Annotated in this window: 11 protein-coding genes and 3 pseudogenes; 3 read left to right on the top strand and 11 right to left on the bottom strand. The window is 50.6% G+C overall.

Going from position 1 to position 14,623, the window contains the following annotated elements:
* Window positions 1–268: 268 nt before the first annotated feature.
* Window positions 269–1,718, bottom strand: a pseudogene (thiI, locus tag AYY16_RS18010) (tRNA uracil 4-sulfurtransferase ThiI).
* Between the two features lie 213 nt (window positions 1,719–1,931).
* Here thiI and xseB point away from each other — a divergent pair.
* The 3 genes and pseudogenes from xseB (at window position 1,932) to dxs (ending at window position 5,073) form a co-directional block, all read left to right on the top strand.
* Entirely contained in the window at window positions 1,932–2,186 is a 255-nt protein-coding gene (gene xseB, locus AYY16_RS18015) for an exodeoxyribonuclease VII small subunit (protein WP_067369999.1), read from the top strand.
* A gap of 42 nt (window positions 2,187–2,228) precedes the next feature.
* The gene (gene ispA, locus AYY16_RS18020; protein WP_067369858.1) at window positions 2,229–3,146 is read left to right on the top strand and encodes a (2E,6E)-farnesyl diphosphate synthase; all 918 of its coding nucleotides are present in this window, start codon (window positions 2,229–2,231) and stop codon (window positions 3,144–3,146) included.
* Between the two features lie 57 nt (window positions 3,147–3,203).
* Window positions 3,204–5,073 (top strand): annotated as a pseudogene (gene dxs / locus AYY16_RS18025) (1-deoxy-D-xylulose-5-phosphate synthase).
* Window positions 5,074–5,165: 92 nt separating this feature from the next.
* Here the strand turns inward: dxs and thiL are convergent.
* From thiL to queA, 10 genes and pseudogenes are all read right to left on the bottom strand, one after another.
* Window positions 5,166–6,155, bottom strand: a complete 990-nt coding sequence (gene thiL, locus AYY16_RS18030; RefSeq protein WP_067370001.1) for a thiamine-phosphate kinase — start codon at window positions 6,153–6,155, stop codon at window positions 5,166–5,168.
* A 98-nt stretch (window positions 6,156–6,253) separates the two neighbouring features.
* Window positions 6,254–6,670, bottom strand: coding sequence for a transcription antitermination factor NusB (gene nusB / locus AYY16_RS18035; RefSeq protein WP_067369861.1), 417 nt, complete (start codon window positions 6,668–6,670; stop codon window positions 6,254–6,256).
* Between the two features lie 27 nt (window positions 6,671–6,697).
* Window positions 6,698–7,168 (bottom strand): 6,7-dimethyl-8-ribityllumazine synthase, encoded by a 471-nt coding sequence (ribH, locus tag AYY16_RS18040; protein ID WP_067369864.1) that lies wholly within the window; start codon window positions 7,166–7,168, stop codon window positions 6,698–6,700.
* A gap of 121 nt (window positions 7,169–7,289) precedes the next feature.
* Window positions 7,290–8,398, bottom strand: a pseudogene (gene ribD / locus AYY16_RS18045) (bifunctional diaminohydroxyphosphoribosylaminopyrimidine deaminase/5-amino-6-(5-phosphoribosylamino)uracil reductase RibD).
* 7 nt (window positions 8,399–8,405) lie between these two features.
* Entirely contained in the window at window positions 8,406–8,855 is a 450-nt protein-coding gene (gene nrdR / locus AYY16_RS18050; RefSeq protein ID WP_067369869.1) for a transcriptional regulator NrdR, read from the bottom strand.
* A 110-nt stretch (window positions 8,856–8,965) separates the two neighbouring features.
* A complete protein-coding gene (gene secF / locus AYY16_RS18055; protein WP_067369876.1) occupies window positions 8,966–9,934 on the bottom strand; it encodes a protein translocase subunit SecF in 969 nt (322 codons plus the stop codon).
* Window positions 9,935–9,944: 10 nt separating this feature from the next.
* A complete protein-coding gene (gene secD, locus AYY16_RS18060) occupies window positions 9,945–11,792 on the bottom strand; it encodes a protein translocase subunit SecD (RefSeq protein ID WP_082970801.1) in 1,848 nt (615 codons plus the stop codon).
* 33 nt (window positions 11,793–11,825) lie between these two features.
* The gene (gene yajC, locus AYY16_RS18065; protein WP_067369879.1) at window positions 11,826–12,161 is read right to left on the bottom strand and encodes a preprotein translocase subunit YajC; all 336 of its coding nucleotides are present in this window, start codon (window positions 12,159–12,161) and stop codon (window positions 11,826–11,828) included.
* 101 nt (window positions 12,162–12,262) lie between these two features.
* Complete coding sequence (gene tgt, locus AYY16_RS18070; protein WP_067369882.1) at window positions 12,263–13,387, bottom strand: tRNA guanosine(34) transglycosylase Tgt; 1,125 nt, start codon at window positions 13,385–13,387, stop codon at window positions 12,263–12,265.
* 119 nt (window positions 13,388–13,506) lie between these two features.
* On the bottom strand, window positions 13,507–14,583 hold the full coding sequence (queA, locus tag AYY16_RS18075) for a tRNA preQ1(34) S-adenosylmethionine ribosyltransferase-isomerase QueA (protein WP_067369885.1): 1,077 nt from the start codon (window positions 14,581–14,583) through the stop codon (window positions 13,507–13,509).
* Between the last annotated feature and the right edge of the window lie 40 nt (window positions 14,584–14,623).

Raw genomic sequence — 14,623 nt, forward strand, 5'->3', positions numbered from 1 at the left:
GTCAGTAAAAAAATATCGCATGTCGAAAGAACATAATATGCTTATGCATAAACGAGTATCATTTTATTCTGAAAATGATTATTTACATAGTTATACCCAACGTCATTCAAGATGCAGGCAGGCGGCAAGGGAAGATAGCCGGGGAGCATACACAAGTATGTGACCCGGTTAGCTGAGTGCGGCCAACACACCTGCAGTTTGAATGAATAAGGGTATAAAAAACCCCGTGTTTTCACGCACAGGGTCAGATATTTCATTTATTCACGGTTCAGGGACGATATACTTTCACATTCGTGAAACCCTGCTCCAGCAAATAAAGTGCCTGCAGGCGGCTCATCACACCCCGGTCACAGTACAACAGGTAATCTGTCTCTTTTGGTAAATCACCAAACTGTGAGCTGAGTTTATAGAATGGCAGTAATCTGACATCCACGCCCTCAATTACCAGCGGATGTGACTCTTGTTCCTCCGGCGAGCGGATATCCAGAACCACGTCAGCGGCAGACAGCACTGAAACCATCTCAACTTCTGTTACCTGCTGCGGCGGATTTTTTGTAATTTCCCGGATATCAATATTTTGCGCGGCAGCGACAACATCATTAAGGATCGCAAAGTTGAATTTTTCTTCTTCCGCTTCGATTTTTTTCTTTAATGGCTTTGACTGTCGGGTTTTTCGAGATAACGCCACAGAATTCCGGCATGACGCGGGCAAAATCTTCCGTACCGATTTCGCGGGCAACATTAATAATGGTTTCTTTATCATGAGAGATAAGCGGACGCAGCACCAGGGTGTCTGTCGCGTTATCAATCATGCGCAGATTGGTTAAGGTCTGGCTGGATACCTGCCCCAGTGCCTCACCGGTAACAATCGCCTGCACGCCGTAGCGCTGTGCCACAGCAGATGCCGCGCGCACCATCATGCGTTTGAGTACCACGCCCATCTGACCGTCATCTACGTTTTCCAGAATCTCTGCCACGACCGGCTCGAAATTCACCGCCACAAAACGGACTTTATGCGAGCTGCCGAAACGGTTCCACAGGTAATAAGCCACCTGTTTCACGCCCGTTTCATGTGCGGCACCGCCTAAATTAAAGAAGCAGTAATGCACACGACAGCCACGGCGCATCAGCATGTAGCTGGAAACCCCGGAATCGTACCCGCCGGAAATCAGCGACAATACCTCTTCCTGTGTCCCGATAGGGAAACCGCCGATACCTTCCAGACGACGAACCACCAGGATCAGCTTATCGTCTTCCACTTCCAGATTCACAGTGACATCCGGATGGGTCAGTTTCACTTTTGCTGATGCAATATGCTGGTTCAGACCACCGCCGACATAACGCTCAACCTCACTGGAGGTAAACGGATGTTTGCCCCGGCGCTTCACACGAACACAAAATGTTTTGTTTTCCAGTGACGCGCCATACATCTCAAAAGCCTGTTCATAAATATTGTGCAGGTCTGTAAATGCGCGATCTTCCACCTGTAAAATATGGTGGATGCCCGGAATGCGGGTCAGGCGGTCAGCAACCCCTTCGCCCAGCTCTTCTTTCTTCACGCGGACTTCAATAAAATCCCAGTGACGGACAACAGCCACATCGTCTGCAATATCTTTCAGCACATTGCGGATATTACTGTTCAGAATTTTAATAAAGCGCAGGCGTACACTCTGGCTTTTGATGGTAATTTCAGGAAATAATTTAATGATAAACTTCATAACGGTTTAATGGCTATCATATTGATTTGCAAGGGACAGAGCGGCCGGTATCAGATAAACGGCAATCTCCGTTGATGAATTTGAAAGGCGGCAGTATATCACTATATCCCGATCTGCCCCGTAAAAATCGTAAATGAGGGCCACAATTTTCACCGGAAAGTGTAAACTGGAATTTATTTGCGACATAAATGTAACATCAGCGAAAAACAGACTATGACAAAGAAAACATCTGCTGCAAAAACAGACGCTCTGACCTTTGAAGCCTCACTTGATGCGCTTGAGGGGATTGTCACCCGCCTGGAAGCCGGTAATCTGCCGCTTGAAGAGGCACTCGGTGAATTTGAGCGCGGTATCGCACTGACCCGCACCAGCCAGAAAACCCTGATGGCGGCGGAACAGCGGGTGCAAATCCTGCTTAATGATGATGAAAATACGCCGCTGAGCGACTTTTCATCTGATGAAGACTGACAACCCGGTTTCCGGCTGCAACCTGTGTGAATGAGAATAATCATGCCTGAACAAACACCCGACACATTCCGCACTCAACTGGCGCATACCAGGGAGCACATTGACAGTGTCCTCGACGATATTCTGACCACATTGCCTTTCGCCGCAACAGACATGGGAAAAGCCATGCACTACGGCGCACTGCTCGGCGGAAAACGCCTGCGCCCTTTCCTGGTGTATGCGGTGGGAGAGATGTTTGGTGTTACCACCGAAAACCTGGATGCACCGGCAGCGGCCATCGAGTGTATCCATGCGTATTCTTTGATCCACGACGATTTACCGGCAATGGATGATGATACTCTGCGCCGTGGTAAACCGACCTGCCATGTTGCTTTCGGTGAGGCTAATGCCATTCTGGCAGGCGATGCACTGCAAACCCTGGCATTCTCTGTTCTCGCCCGCCGCCCGATGCCCGATGTCCGTCCTGCTGATCGTCTTGCAATGATTGCTGAACTGGCAGATGCTGCCGGTTTAGGCGGAATGTGCGGCGGACAGGCGCTTGATCTGGCAGCCGAAGGTAAAAATGTCGATATTTATGCGCTGGAACAAATACATAACCACAAGACCGGTGCTTTAATCCGTGCGTCTGTCCGCATGGGTGCTATGAGCGCCGGTGAAGCAGGCTATACTGTATTACCGGCTCTTGATACTTACGCCCGGGCTATCGGTCTGGCGTTTCAGGTTCAGGATGACATCCTCGATGTCATCGGTCATACCGATGTTATCGGAAAAAGCCAGGGTAGTGATGCCGCTCACGGAAAGAGTACCTATCCGTCACTGCTTGGTTTAAAAGAGGCTCAGAATAAAGCACAGGCGCTTTATAAAGAGTCACTGACTGCGCTTTCACAACTTGAAGAACATCATTACAACACAGCAACCCTGCGTGAACTTGCTAACTTTGTGATTGAACGCAACAGCTAATACTGCTGGTACGTTCCGGCATTTTCAGAAACTTTAATAAGAATTAGTGAGCATTACATGAGTATTGATATCGCTAAATATCCGACTTTGGCACTCGTTGAGACGCCTGATGATTTGCGTCTGTTACCGAAAGAGACTTTACCCAAGCTCTGTGACGAACTCCGCCAGTATCTGTTAAACAGTGTCAGCCGTTCCAGCGGGCACTTTGCATCCGGTCTGGGCACGATTGAACTGACTGTGGCACTCCATTATGTTTATCAGACGCCGTTTGATAATCTGATCTGGGATGTCGGTCATCAGGCATATCCGCATAAAATTCTGACCGGGCGGCGCGACCGCATTGACACTATCCGCCATAAAAACGGGCTGCATGCGTTCCCGTGGCGGGAAGAGAGCGAATATGATGTGCTGAGTGTCGGGCACTCTTCGACCTCGATCAGTGCCGGTGTCGGGATGGCTGTTGCGGCTGCCCGCGAAAACCGCAACCGCAAAACCGTTTGTGTGATTGGTGACGGTGCGATTACGGCAGGTATGGCATTTGAAGCAATGAATCACGGCGGGGATATCAAATCCGACATGCTGGTTATTCTCAATGATAATGAGATGTCGATTTCCGAAAATGTCGGCGCACTGAATAATCATCTGGCGCAACTGCTCTCCGGCAAGCTCTACACCACGCTGCGTGAAGGCGGAAAGAAAGTCTTCTCCGGTCTGCCGCCTATCAAAGATCTGCTGAAAAAAAACGGAAGAACACATTAAAGGAATGGTTGTTCCGAGCACCTTCTTTGAAGAGCTGGGCTTTAATTACATCGGCCCGGTCGATGGTCATGATGTGGTGTCACTTATCCAGACCCTGAAAAATATGCGCGACCTGAAAGGGCCGCAATTTCTGCATATTATGACCAAGAAAGGTCGTGGTTATGAACCCGCCGAGAAAGATCCAATCAGCTGGCATGCTGTGCCGCAGTTTGATCCGTCAACCGGCGCACTGCCGAAAAGCAAATCCTCAAAACCGGGTTTTTCCAAAATATTCGGGGACTGGTTATGTGAAGAAGCAGAGCACGACCCGAAACTGATGGCGATCACCCCTGCCATGCGTGAAGGCTCAGGCATGGTGCGCTTTTCCAAATCCTTCCCGGAACAATATTTTGATGTGGCGATTGCCGAGCAGCACGCCGTCACATTTGCGGCAGGTCTTGCTATCGGTGGCTACAAACCGGTGGTGGCAATTTACTCCAGCTTCCTGCAACGCGCGTATGACCAGGTTATTCATGATGTGGCGATTCAGAAGCTGCCGGTGCTGTTTGCTATCGATCGTGCAGGGATTGTCGGCAACGATGGTCCTACTCACCAGGGCGCGTTTGATCTCTCTTTCCTGCGCACACTGCCAAATATGGTCATAATGACCCCGAGCGATGAAAACGAGTGCCGCCAGATGCTGCACACCGGTCATCACTACAGTAAAGGTCCGGTTGCTGTCCGCTATCCGCGCGGCAGTGGCTGTGGTGCGACTCTGCAACCTTTTACCGAGCTTGAAATCGGCAAAGGTGTTGTCCGCCGTGAAGGTGAAAAAACAGCTATTCTGGTATTCGGTACATTGCTGGAAGAAGCCCTGAAGGCCGCTGAAAACCTGAATGCAACTGTCGTTGATATGCGTTTTGTCAAACCGCTGGATGAAGCATTGATCCTGGAAATGGCAGCACGCCATGGCACACTCGTTACCATTGAAGAAAATGCGGTTATGGGTGGCGCGGGCAGTGGTGTGAATGAATTTCTGATGGCACAGCGCAAACCGGTGCCGGTGCTGAATATCGGACTACCTGATATCTACGTTCCGCAGGGCGATCAGGAAGAGATCCGCCGCGATATGGGGCTGGATGCTGAGCATATTCAGCAATCAATTGAAGCCTATCTGGCGAAAGCCTGATTAGTAGCAGTTAGTTGAAACCAAAAAACCTGCTTTCGCAGGTTTTTTGGTTTTGATAACTATAGGTAACTATCGGTATACCGCGTTTTATATTATTCCGCCGTCACTTTCTCAGCAAAATGATCAAACCCTTTCAGTGATGGCGTTACTTCTTTGCCCTGACTGAAATAGCGTATCCCGTCACTTTCCGGTTTCATCTGACCAATGCAGCGGAACGGCGCCCCCGTATGAGCCAGTGCCATTTCCAGCGCGCCCCGGTTTATCTCTGGGATAGTGAAACAAAGTTCATAATCTTCCCCGCCTGACAGTGCCCAGGTCAGTGCCTGTTCCGGGTCAACATTCGCTTTCATTTCAGGCGACAACGGCAGCATATCCAAATCGATTTTTGCCCCGCAGCGACTGGCTTTGAGAATGTGACCAAGGTCAGAAATCAATCCGTCTGAGAGATCAATCGCCGATGTTGCCAGGTTACGTAATGCCTGTCCCTGCAAAATCCGGGGTTGCGGGCGCAGATGGCGTTTCAGGAAAAACTCGCGGGCAGCCGGATCTGTCACCTGTAATTGCTCCAGCAAAATAGCCAGCCCGGCGGCACTGTCACCCAGAGTACCGGTCACATAGATCCAGTCACCGTTACGCGCACCCGCACGTTTCAGGGCGCGTCCGGCAGGCACCAGACCATGAACAGTCAGGGTCAGACTCATCGGTCCGCGCGTGGTATCGCCGCCAATCAGTTGCATGCCATAATAATTAAGCTGCTCAAAGAAGCTGTCACTGAATTCGCCCAGCCAGTCTTCATCAACGGTGGGTAATGTCAGCGCAAGTGAAACCCATGCCGGATCAGCGCCAACGGCGGCGAGATCACTTAAATTCACAGCAAGGGATTTCCACGCCAGGTCGCGGGCAGAGACAGAAGGCAGAAAATGAATGCCGCTGACCAGGGTATCGGTACTGACAGCAAGCTGCTGTTTTTCCGCCACTGACATCAGTGCGCAGTCATCGCCAATCCCCAGCTCGACGTCCCGGCGGTAATAGTGCTGCCGGTCAAAAAAACGTCGGATGAGATCAAATTCACCACAGGCCATAATCAGAAATTCCACGGTCAGATAAAAGACAAAAGGCCGGTTTTACCGGCCTTCTTTATATCAGTTCATGTATGTCCGTTCATGAAAGCGTCAGATGATCACTTTTTACTACGGGCATTGGGTGCTGCTTTATCCAGCACGCCATTCACAAATTTGTGGCTGTCTTCCGCGCCGAACACTTTTGCCAGCTCGATAGCTTCATTGATAACCACTTTATAAGGGACATCTTCACGGTAGCTTAATTCATACATCGCCAGGCGTAAAACGGCTCTTTCGACCTGACCTAATTCCTCAAGCTGACGGGAAAGGAACGGTGCCATCAGTGCATCAAGACGCACTGCATTCGTTGCTGCGCCGAAAAGCAGCTCACGAAAATAGGCGACATCAACGTCTTTGACATCCTGCTCTGACAGAAATTCCACTTCGACATCCGCAATATTATTGCCGGATAACTGCCACGAATAAAGCGCCTGAACGGCACATTCACGAGCACGACGACGAGCTGCTGGTTTCACACATATCCCCTTGACTTAAATCTAAATTCAGCCTTTGATGGCTTTAATCACATTGATCATTTCCAGCGCGGTCATGGCAGCTTCCGCTCCCTTGTTACCGGCTTTGGTTCCCGCACGTTCAATGGCCTGTTCGATACTTTCGGTGGTCAGAACCCCGAACGTTACCGGAATCGCACTGTTCATGGCGACAGCCGATAATCCGGAGCTGCATTCACCGGCGACATATTCAAAATGCGCTGTACCACCGCGGATCACGGTTCCCAGTGCAATAATGGCATCGTATTTTCCGGTTTCAGCCAGTGTTTTGACTGCCAGCGGCAGTTCATAAGCACCCGGTACCCAGACCGTTGTAATATTCTCAGAGGAGACCTGACCGATTCGCTCAAGGGCATCAACCGCGCCGTCTAACAGGCTGTCGTTGATGAAGTTGTTAAAGCGGGCGACTGCGATAGCGATACGCGCACCGGGCGCACTGACAACACCTTTAATGACGTTCATAGCCTTTCCTTCTTACGAGTTTCATACTGTGGGGCGCGGATTTTACCACATTCTTTGCACTACCGCGCCTGTGTTTTTCAAACTCCGGTATAAAAATTAAATTCCGGCGTAAATTCAGTGATTAATATACAGGGATCAACCGCAGGCGGATATCCGGTCCCACCTGCGTAACATCGTCAATTCTGAACTCCGGTGCATCCCGCAGATGGGTGAGCGGCGGCAGGGTAAAGAGATCCTGCGCACCGCTGCCCAGAATTTTCGGTGCCAGATATAATACAATTTCATCTGCCAGCCCGGCTTTCAGTAATGCCCCTGCCAGATGCGATCCGCACTCTGTCCAGACAGTATTAATACCGCGCTTGCCGAGTTGCATCATCAGCAGCACGAGGTCAACCCCGGTGCCGTTCTCCGGCAGAATAATCTCTTCCACATTACCCTGCCACTCATCCGGCTGAGACTGTGTCCGCGCCAGCCAGCAACTACCCGGCAATTGTGTTACGCGGTGCTGTGCTGTTACGCGCTGGCGACTATCTGTAATAATCCGTACCGGCTGGCGGATATCTTCCTGCGGATACGCTTTTTGTAATGCTGCAGGGAAATCATCATAACGGACCGTCAGACCGGGATCGTCTGCCAGTACCGTGGCGCTGGTCGACAGAATCGCCCCTGCCTGCGCGCGGAACTGCTGCACATCCTGCCGCGCGGCTTTCGAGGTGATCCACTGACTCTTACCATTTGCCAGTGCCGTTTTGCCGTCAACAGATGCCGCCATTTTCAGCTGAATATACGGAAAACCGGTACGCATCAGCTTAAAAAAGCCCTTGTTCAGCGCTTCCGCTTCCTGCATCAATACGCCGTGACTGACCTCAATTCCGGCTTCACGCAATTTATACAGCCCGCGCCCGGCAACCTGCGGATTCGGATCCTGCATGGCAGCCACCACACGACAAATGCCCGCATTAACCAGAGCCTGGGCACACGGCGGCGTACGACCGTGATGACTGCACGGCTCCAGTGTGACATAAGCGGTCGCACCACGGGCGTTTCACCCGCCATGCGCAGCGCATGCACCTCTGCGTGTGCCTCTCCGGCACGCTGATGATACCCTTCGCCAACAATCTCACCATCGCGGACAATCACACACCCGACATTCGGATTCGGTGCCGTGGTAAAACGCCCGAGCGCCGCTAATTCAAGCGCCCGCGCCATATAAAACTCATCAGATTGCATCATATTTTCAGTCCTGTAACCGCGCGATCTCTTCGCCAAACTCACGGATATCCTCAAAACTGCGGTAAACAGACGCAAAACGGATATAAGCCACTTTATCGAGTTTTTTCAGCTCACCCATCACCAGTTCGCCGACAAACTTAGCAGAGACTTCCCGCTCGCCCGTAGCGCGTAGCTGTGATTTGATGTGGCTGAGGGAATCTTCAATATTGTCAGAGCTGACAGGGCGCTTTTCCAGGGCTTTCTGCATTCCCCTGCGCAATTTTTCTTCATCGAAAGGCTCGCGGCTGTCATCACTTTTAATGATGCGCGGCATCACCAGTTCGGCGATTTCAAATGTCGTAAAACGTTCGTGACATTCCAGGCACTGACGGCGGCGGCGTACCTGAGAACCATCACCCACCAGACGGGAGTCGATGACTTTTGTATCAACGGCGGAACAAAATGGGCAATGCATAAATTATCCTGCGGGTCAATGAACTGTTACGGTAGTTTACCCTGTTTATATATAAAAAACACCCTGCATGCATACACATACAGGGTGTTTTCTATTTTTTGCGACAGAAGTTACGGCAGCAGGGATTCCTGATCTGCGCCTTCTTTTTCGACTTTCTGGATAATCAGATGCTCGCGCTTCATCCCCAGTTTCAGGGCAAGTGCCGATGCAACATAGATTGATGAAATCGTACCGATAGAAACCCCGATCAACATCACCAGTGAGAAGCCTTCCAGCATCGCACCACCGAAGATATAGAGCATCAGAACCACTAACAGTGTTGTTGCTGATGTCATGATCGTACGGCTTAATGTCTGAGTTAACGAGACGTTCATAATTTCATAAGACGTACCACGGCGAATTTTACGGAAATTCTCACGGATACGGTCAGATACCACGATACTGTCATTCAGGGAGTAACCGATAACCGACATCAACGATGCCACAATGGTCAGATCCACCTCAATATGAAACAGCGACAAGATACCCAGCGTGATGATAACGTCATGCGCCAGTGCGATAACCGCACCCATCGCCAGACGCCACTCAAAGCGCATCCCCACATAAAGAAGGATACAAATGAGAGCGGCGATCAGTGCCATCGCACCGGTCTGAGCCAGTTCCGCACCCACGCTCGGGCCGACAAACTCGATACGCTTAACAACCGCGCCTTCATCAATGTTTGTATTAATGACATTGATAATTGTTTTACCGAGTTCCTGTCCTGCTGTCCCTTCTGCAGGAGGCAGACGCACCATAATATCGCGGCTGCTGCCAAAGTTCTGAATCAGCGGATCTTTGAAACCAGCCTGAGCGACTGTTTCACGGATTTTATCGAGATCAGCCGGCTGAGTGAAATTAACCTCAATGACCGTCCCCCCGGTGAAATCCAGACCCCAGTTGAACCCTTTCACGCCGATAATTGCAATTGATGCAATCAGCAGCAGAGCCGATATCGTAAATGCCACGTTGTCCCAGCGCATAAAGTCATAGACTCTGCGACCATGGTTTAATTGTTCAACAGTATAATCCTGTGCCACAACGTGCTCCTTAAATAGACAGCTTATTAATACGTTTACCGCCATACAGCAGGTTCACGATGGCGCGTGTTCCGATAATTGCTGTAAACATGGAGGTTGCCACACCAATGGCTGTCGTAATCGCAAACCCTTTAATCGAACCGGTACCGACTGCGTAGAGAATAACCGCCGTAATCAGTGTGGTTAAGTTTGCGTCGATAATACTTGAGAACGCGCCTTTGTACCCTTCGTGGATAGCCTGCTGGACAGAGCGTCCGTTGCGCAGTTCCTCTTTGATACGTTCATTTATCAGTACGTTCGCATCGACGGCAACGGCAAGGGTTAAGACGATCCCCGCAATCCCCGGCATGGTCAGCGTCGCACCCGGTAACAGCGACATCACCCCTACAATCAGGACAAGGTTTGCCATTAACGCGCTACTCGCGATCAGACCAAATTTGCGGTAGTAAATCACCATGAAGCAAATTGAGGCCATCAGCCCCCACAGACACGCTTCCAGACCCTGCTCGATATTTTGCAGGCCTAAGGTCGGGCCGATAGTCCGCTCTTCCACAATCTGAATCGGCGCAATCAGAGCACCTGCACGCAGTAACAGTGATAACTGACGCGCTTCGTTACCGTCATCAATCCCGGTGATACGGAAACTCGACCCTAAGCGGGACTGAATATTCGCGATATTGATGACTTCTTCACTTTTCTCAAGGATAGATCGCCCGTTGGCATCTTTGCGTCCGCTGTCTTTGTATTCAACAAACAACGTTGCCATCGGCTTATACAGATTATCCTTGGTGAAATTGGACATGGTGTTACCACCGGCACTGTCCAGCGAGATGCTGACCTGCGGCTGTCCGTATTCATCACTCTGAGAAGTGGAGTCCGTAATATGGTCACCGGTCAGAATCACACGTTTGTACATTGCAACCGCACGCCCGTCACGGGTGTATTTCACTTCACTGTCACCCGGAATACGACCGGCTTCAATCGCCGCCGGATCCACCGTACTGTTTACCAGACGGAATTCCAGTGTGGCAGTCGCCCCGAGAATTTCTTTCGCACGGGCGGTATCCTGAATACCCGGTAATTCGACCACGATGCGATCCGCACCCTGGCGCTGAACTAACGGCTCAGCAACACCCAGCTGGTTCACACGGTTACGCAGGATAGTGATATTCTGCATGACAGCATAGCTGCGCGCTTCACTCAGGCGCTCACCGCTCATCACGGCACTCAGCGTATTATCAGGTCCGTTTTTAAAGACGAGATCACGCAGGCGTTTTGATAAAACAGAACTGGCTTCAGAACGTGATTCATCATCACGGAAGCGGACATCCACGCCGTAATCAGCCGCTTTACGGATAGAGGCAAACGGAATATTGTTCTCACGCAGCATCGAACGGACACTGTCGAGATTCTGCTCCTGCAGTTTACCCAGCGCGGTTTCCATATCCACTTCCATCAGGAAGTGAACACCACCACGCAGGTCGAGACCCAGTTTCATAGGCTCACCACCGACGGCGCTCAGCCATTTCGGTGTCGCGGCTGCCAGGTTAAGTGCAACAACGTATTGTTCACCTAAGCCTTTCATCAGCTCTTCGCGGGCACGTAACTGAATATCCGGATTTGAGAAACGGGCAAGAATTACACCATTTTCCAGTGCAATCGATTTACTCGCAATTTGGTCTTTTTCTAAGATGGTTCGGACCTGATCCAGGGTCTGTTCATTGGCGGCGGTTCCCCGCGCGCCAGTGATTTGAACAGCCGGATCCTCACCATACAGGTTTGGAAGTGCATAAAGCAAACCGATGAGGATCGCAGCGATCAGCATCAGATACTTCCACAAAGGATAACGGTTTAACACGGCAGTCCCTTCGGGAAAATCAGAGATAAAAGATTACAGCGCTTTCAGCGTACCTTTCGGTAAAACTGCTGCGACGAAATCACGTTTGATGGTTACTTCAGTTGTTTCGTTCAGTTCCAGAACGATGTAGCCGGTGTCAGACACTTTAGCCACACGACCGATCAGACCACCGGTAGTTAACACTTCATCGCCTTTGGCGATAGAGTCCATTAAGCTCTTGTGCGATTTGGAGCGCTTTTGCTGCGGGCGCAGGATCATGAAGTAGAAAATCAGGACAAACACGACCAGCATGATAATCAGGGACATCGGGCTGCCCTGTGAAGCTGCCGCACCTGTCGATGCTACTGCGTCAGAAATGAAAAAACTCATCAAACTATCCTCTTGTTATTCACATAATTATCAGGCAGATAAACCTGCTGACGATACATCGCCTATGTTATGCATCGTCAGGTGATCCCGTTTCGGGGAAATCACGCACTTAACGGCGGAACGGGTTTCCCGATCCGCTGGTAAAATTCAGCGGCAAATGCTTCCAGACGACCCTCTTCGATAGCCTGTCTGATACCCGCCATCAAACGCTGATAGTAGCGTAGATTATGAATGGTATTTAAGCGTGCGCCAAGGATTTCATTACAACGATCCAAATGATGCAGGTAAGCACGCGTATAATTGCGGCAGGTATAACAATCACATTCTGCATCCAGCGTGGATACATCAGATTTATACCTGGCATTACGGATTTTAACCACACCGTCCGTCACAAACAAATGTCCGTTACGGGCGTTACGGGTCGGCATCACGCAATCAAACATATCTATACCACGGCGCACGCCTTCAACCAGATCTTCCGGCTTACCCACGCCCATTAAGTAGCGTGGTTTGTCTTCCGGTATCTGCGGACAGACGTGCTCAAGAATACGGTGCATATCTTCTTTCGGCTCGCCGACAGCCAGACCGCCGACAGCGTACCCATCAAAACCGATTTCCACCAGCCCTTTCACGGAGACATCACGTAAATCTTCGTAAACGCTGCCCTGGATAATACCAAACAATGCATTCGGATTTTCCAGTTCATCAAAGCGCTGACGGCTGCGTTGTGCCCAGCGCAGAGACATTTCCATGGATTGCTTCGCATAATCCCAATCAGCCGGGTACGGTGTGCACTCATCGAAAATCATCACGATATCAGACCCGAGATCGTACTGAATTTCCATCGATTTCTCAGGACTTAAGAAGATTTTTTCCCCGTTGATCGGATTACGGAAATGAACGCCTTCTTCTTTAATTTTACGCGTCGCACCCAGGCTGAAGACCTGGAAACCGCCGGAGTCAGTCAGAATCGGACCTTTCCACTGCATAAAGTCATGAAGATCGCCGTGCAGTTTCATAACTTCCTGACCGGGACGCAGCCACAGGTGGAAAGTATTACCTAATAAAATTTGCGCACCGGTTTCTTTTACTTCTTCCGGTGTCATCCCTTTCACTGTGCCGTATGTACCCACCGGCATAAACGCCGGCGTTTCAACAACGCCACGATCAAAAATTAAGCGACCACGGCGCGCACGGCCGTCTGTCGTTTGCAGTTCATATTTCACAAAACCTCCGGCATCAGAAAAACAGTCTGATGGTGTGTAATTTTCGGCAGTCAGTCAGCAGTCGCTGAAATCTACCGGATGTATGTTGCACGTCACGTATAGTACAAATGTACAGTATATCAGTCGTCGTGACCGACTTTTTCAAATTTCGCCTGCGGGTCGCGGCTGATAAACATCGCATCCCCGTAGCTGAAGAACCGGTAACGTTCCTGTATCGCCGCATCATACGCCTGCATCGTGTGCTGATAACCGGCAAAAGCAGATACCAGCATGATCAGAGTTGATTCCGGCAGATGGAAATTGGTTATCAGGGCATCAACCACCTGATATTCATACCCCGGATAAATAAAGATCTGCGTGTCATCAAAGAACGGTGCAATCAGTGCATCCGGTGAGGCTTTCGCCGCACTTTCCAGCGAGCGCACCGAGGTCGTACCGACCGCGACCACTTTATTACCCCGCGCCTTACACGCCAGCACAGCATCAACTACATTCTGCGGCACTTCCGCATATTCGGAATGCATGATGTGTTCTTCTATCTTATCCACACGGACCGGCTGGAATGTGCCTGCGCCGACATGCAGCGTGACAAATGCCATTTCCACGCCTTTTTCGCGCAGTGCCGCCAGCAGTGGTTCATCAAAGTGCAGTCCGGCTGTCGGTGCTGCCACGGCTCCCGGGCGGTCATTATACACAGTCTGGTATAACTCGCGATCAGAGGCTTCATCCGGGCGGTCAATATAAGGCGGCAGCGGTATATGACCAATCTGATTCAGAATAGTCAGTACATCCCGCTCATCATCAAACCGGATTTCAAACAGCGCATCATGGCGCACTGTCATTGTCGCTTTCACGCTTTCATCGTCACCCAGCAGCAGCTCTGTGCCGGGCTTCGGGGCTTTGGATGCGCGGACATGCGCCAGAACGCGATGATCATCCAGCATCCGCTCCACCAGCACTTCAATCTTTCCGCCGGAGGCTTTACGGCCAAACATCCTGGCAGGTATTACACGGGTATCATTAAATACCAGCAGATCACCGGGATTGAGTTTATCGAGCACATCGGTGAAGATACCGTGGTTCAGTTCACCACTGACGCCATCGAGTGATAACAAACGACACTTGCTCCGCTCCGCTTGCGGGTAACGGGCAATCAGTTCGTCCGGCAGTTCAAAAGTAAAATCGGCAACACGCATAAAATCTCGGCTTCTTCATTGTGTCTTAAAAATGAAAAAC

It is taken from the genome of Morganella psychrotolerans, assembly GCF_001676155.1.
Taxonomy (GTDB): Bacteria; Pseudomonadota; Gammaproteobacteria; order Enterobacterales; family Enterobacteriaceae; genus Morganella; species Morganella psychrotolerans.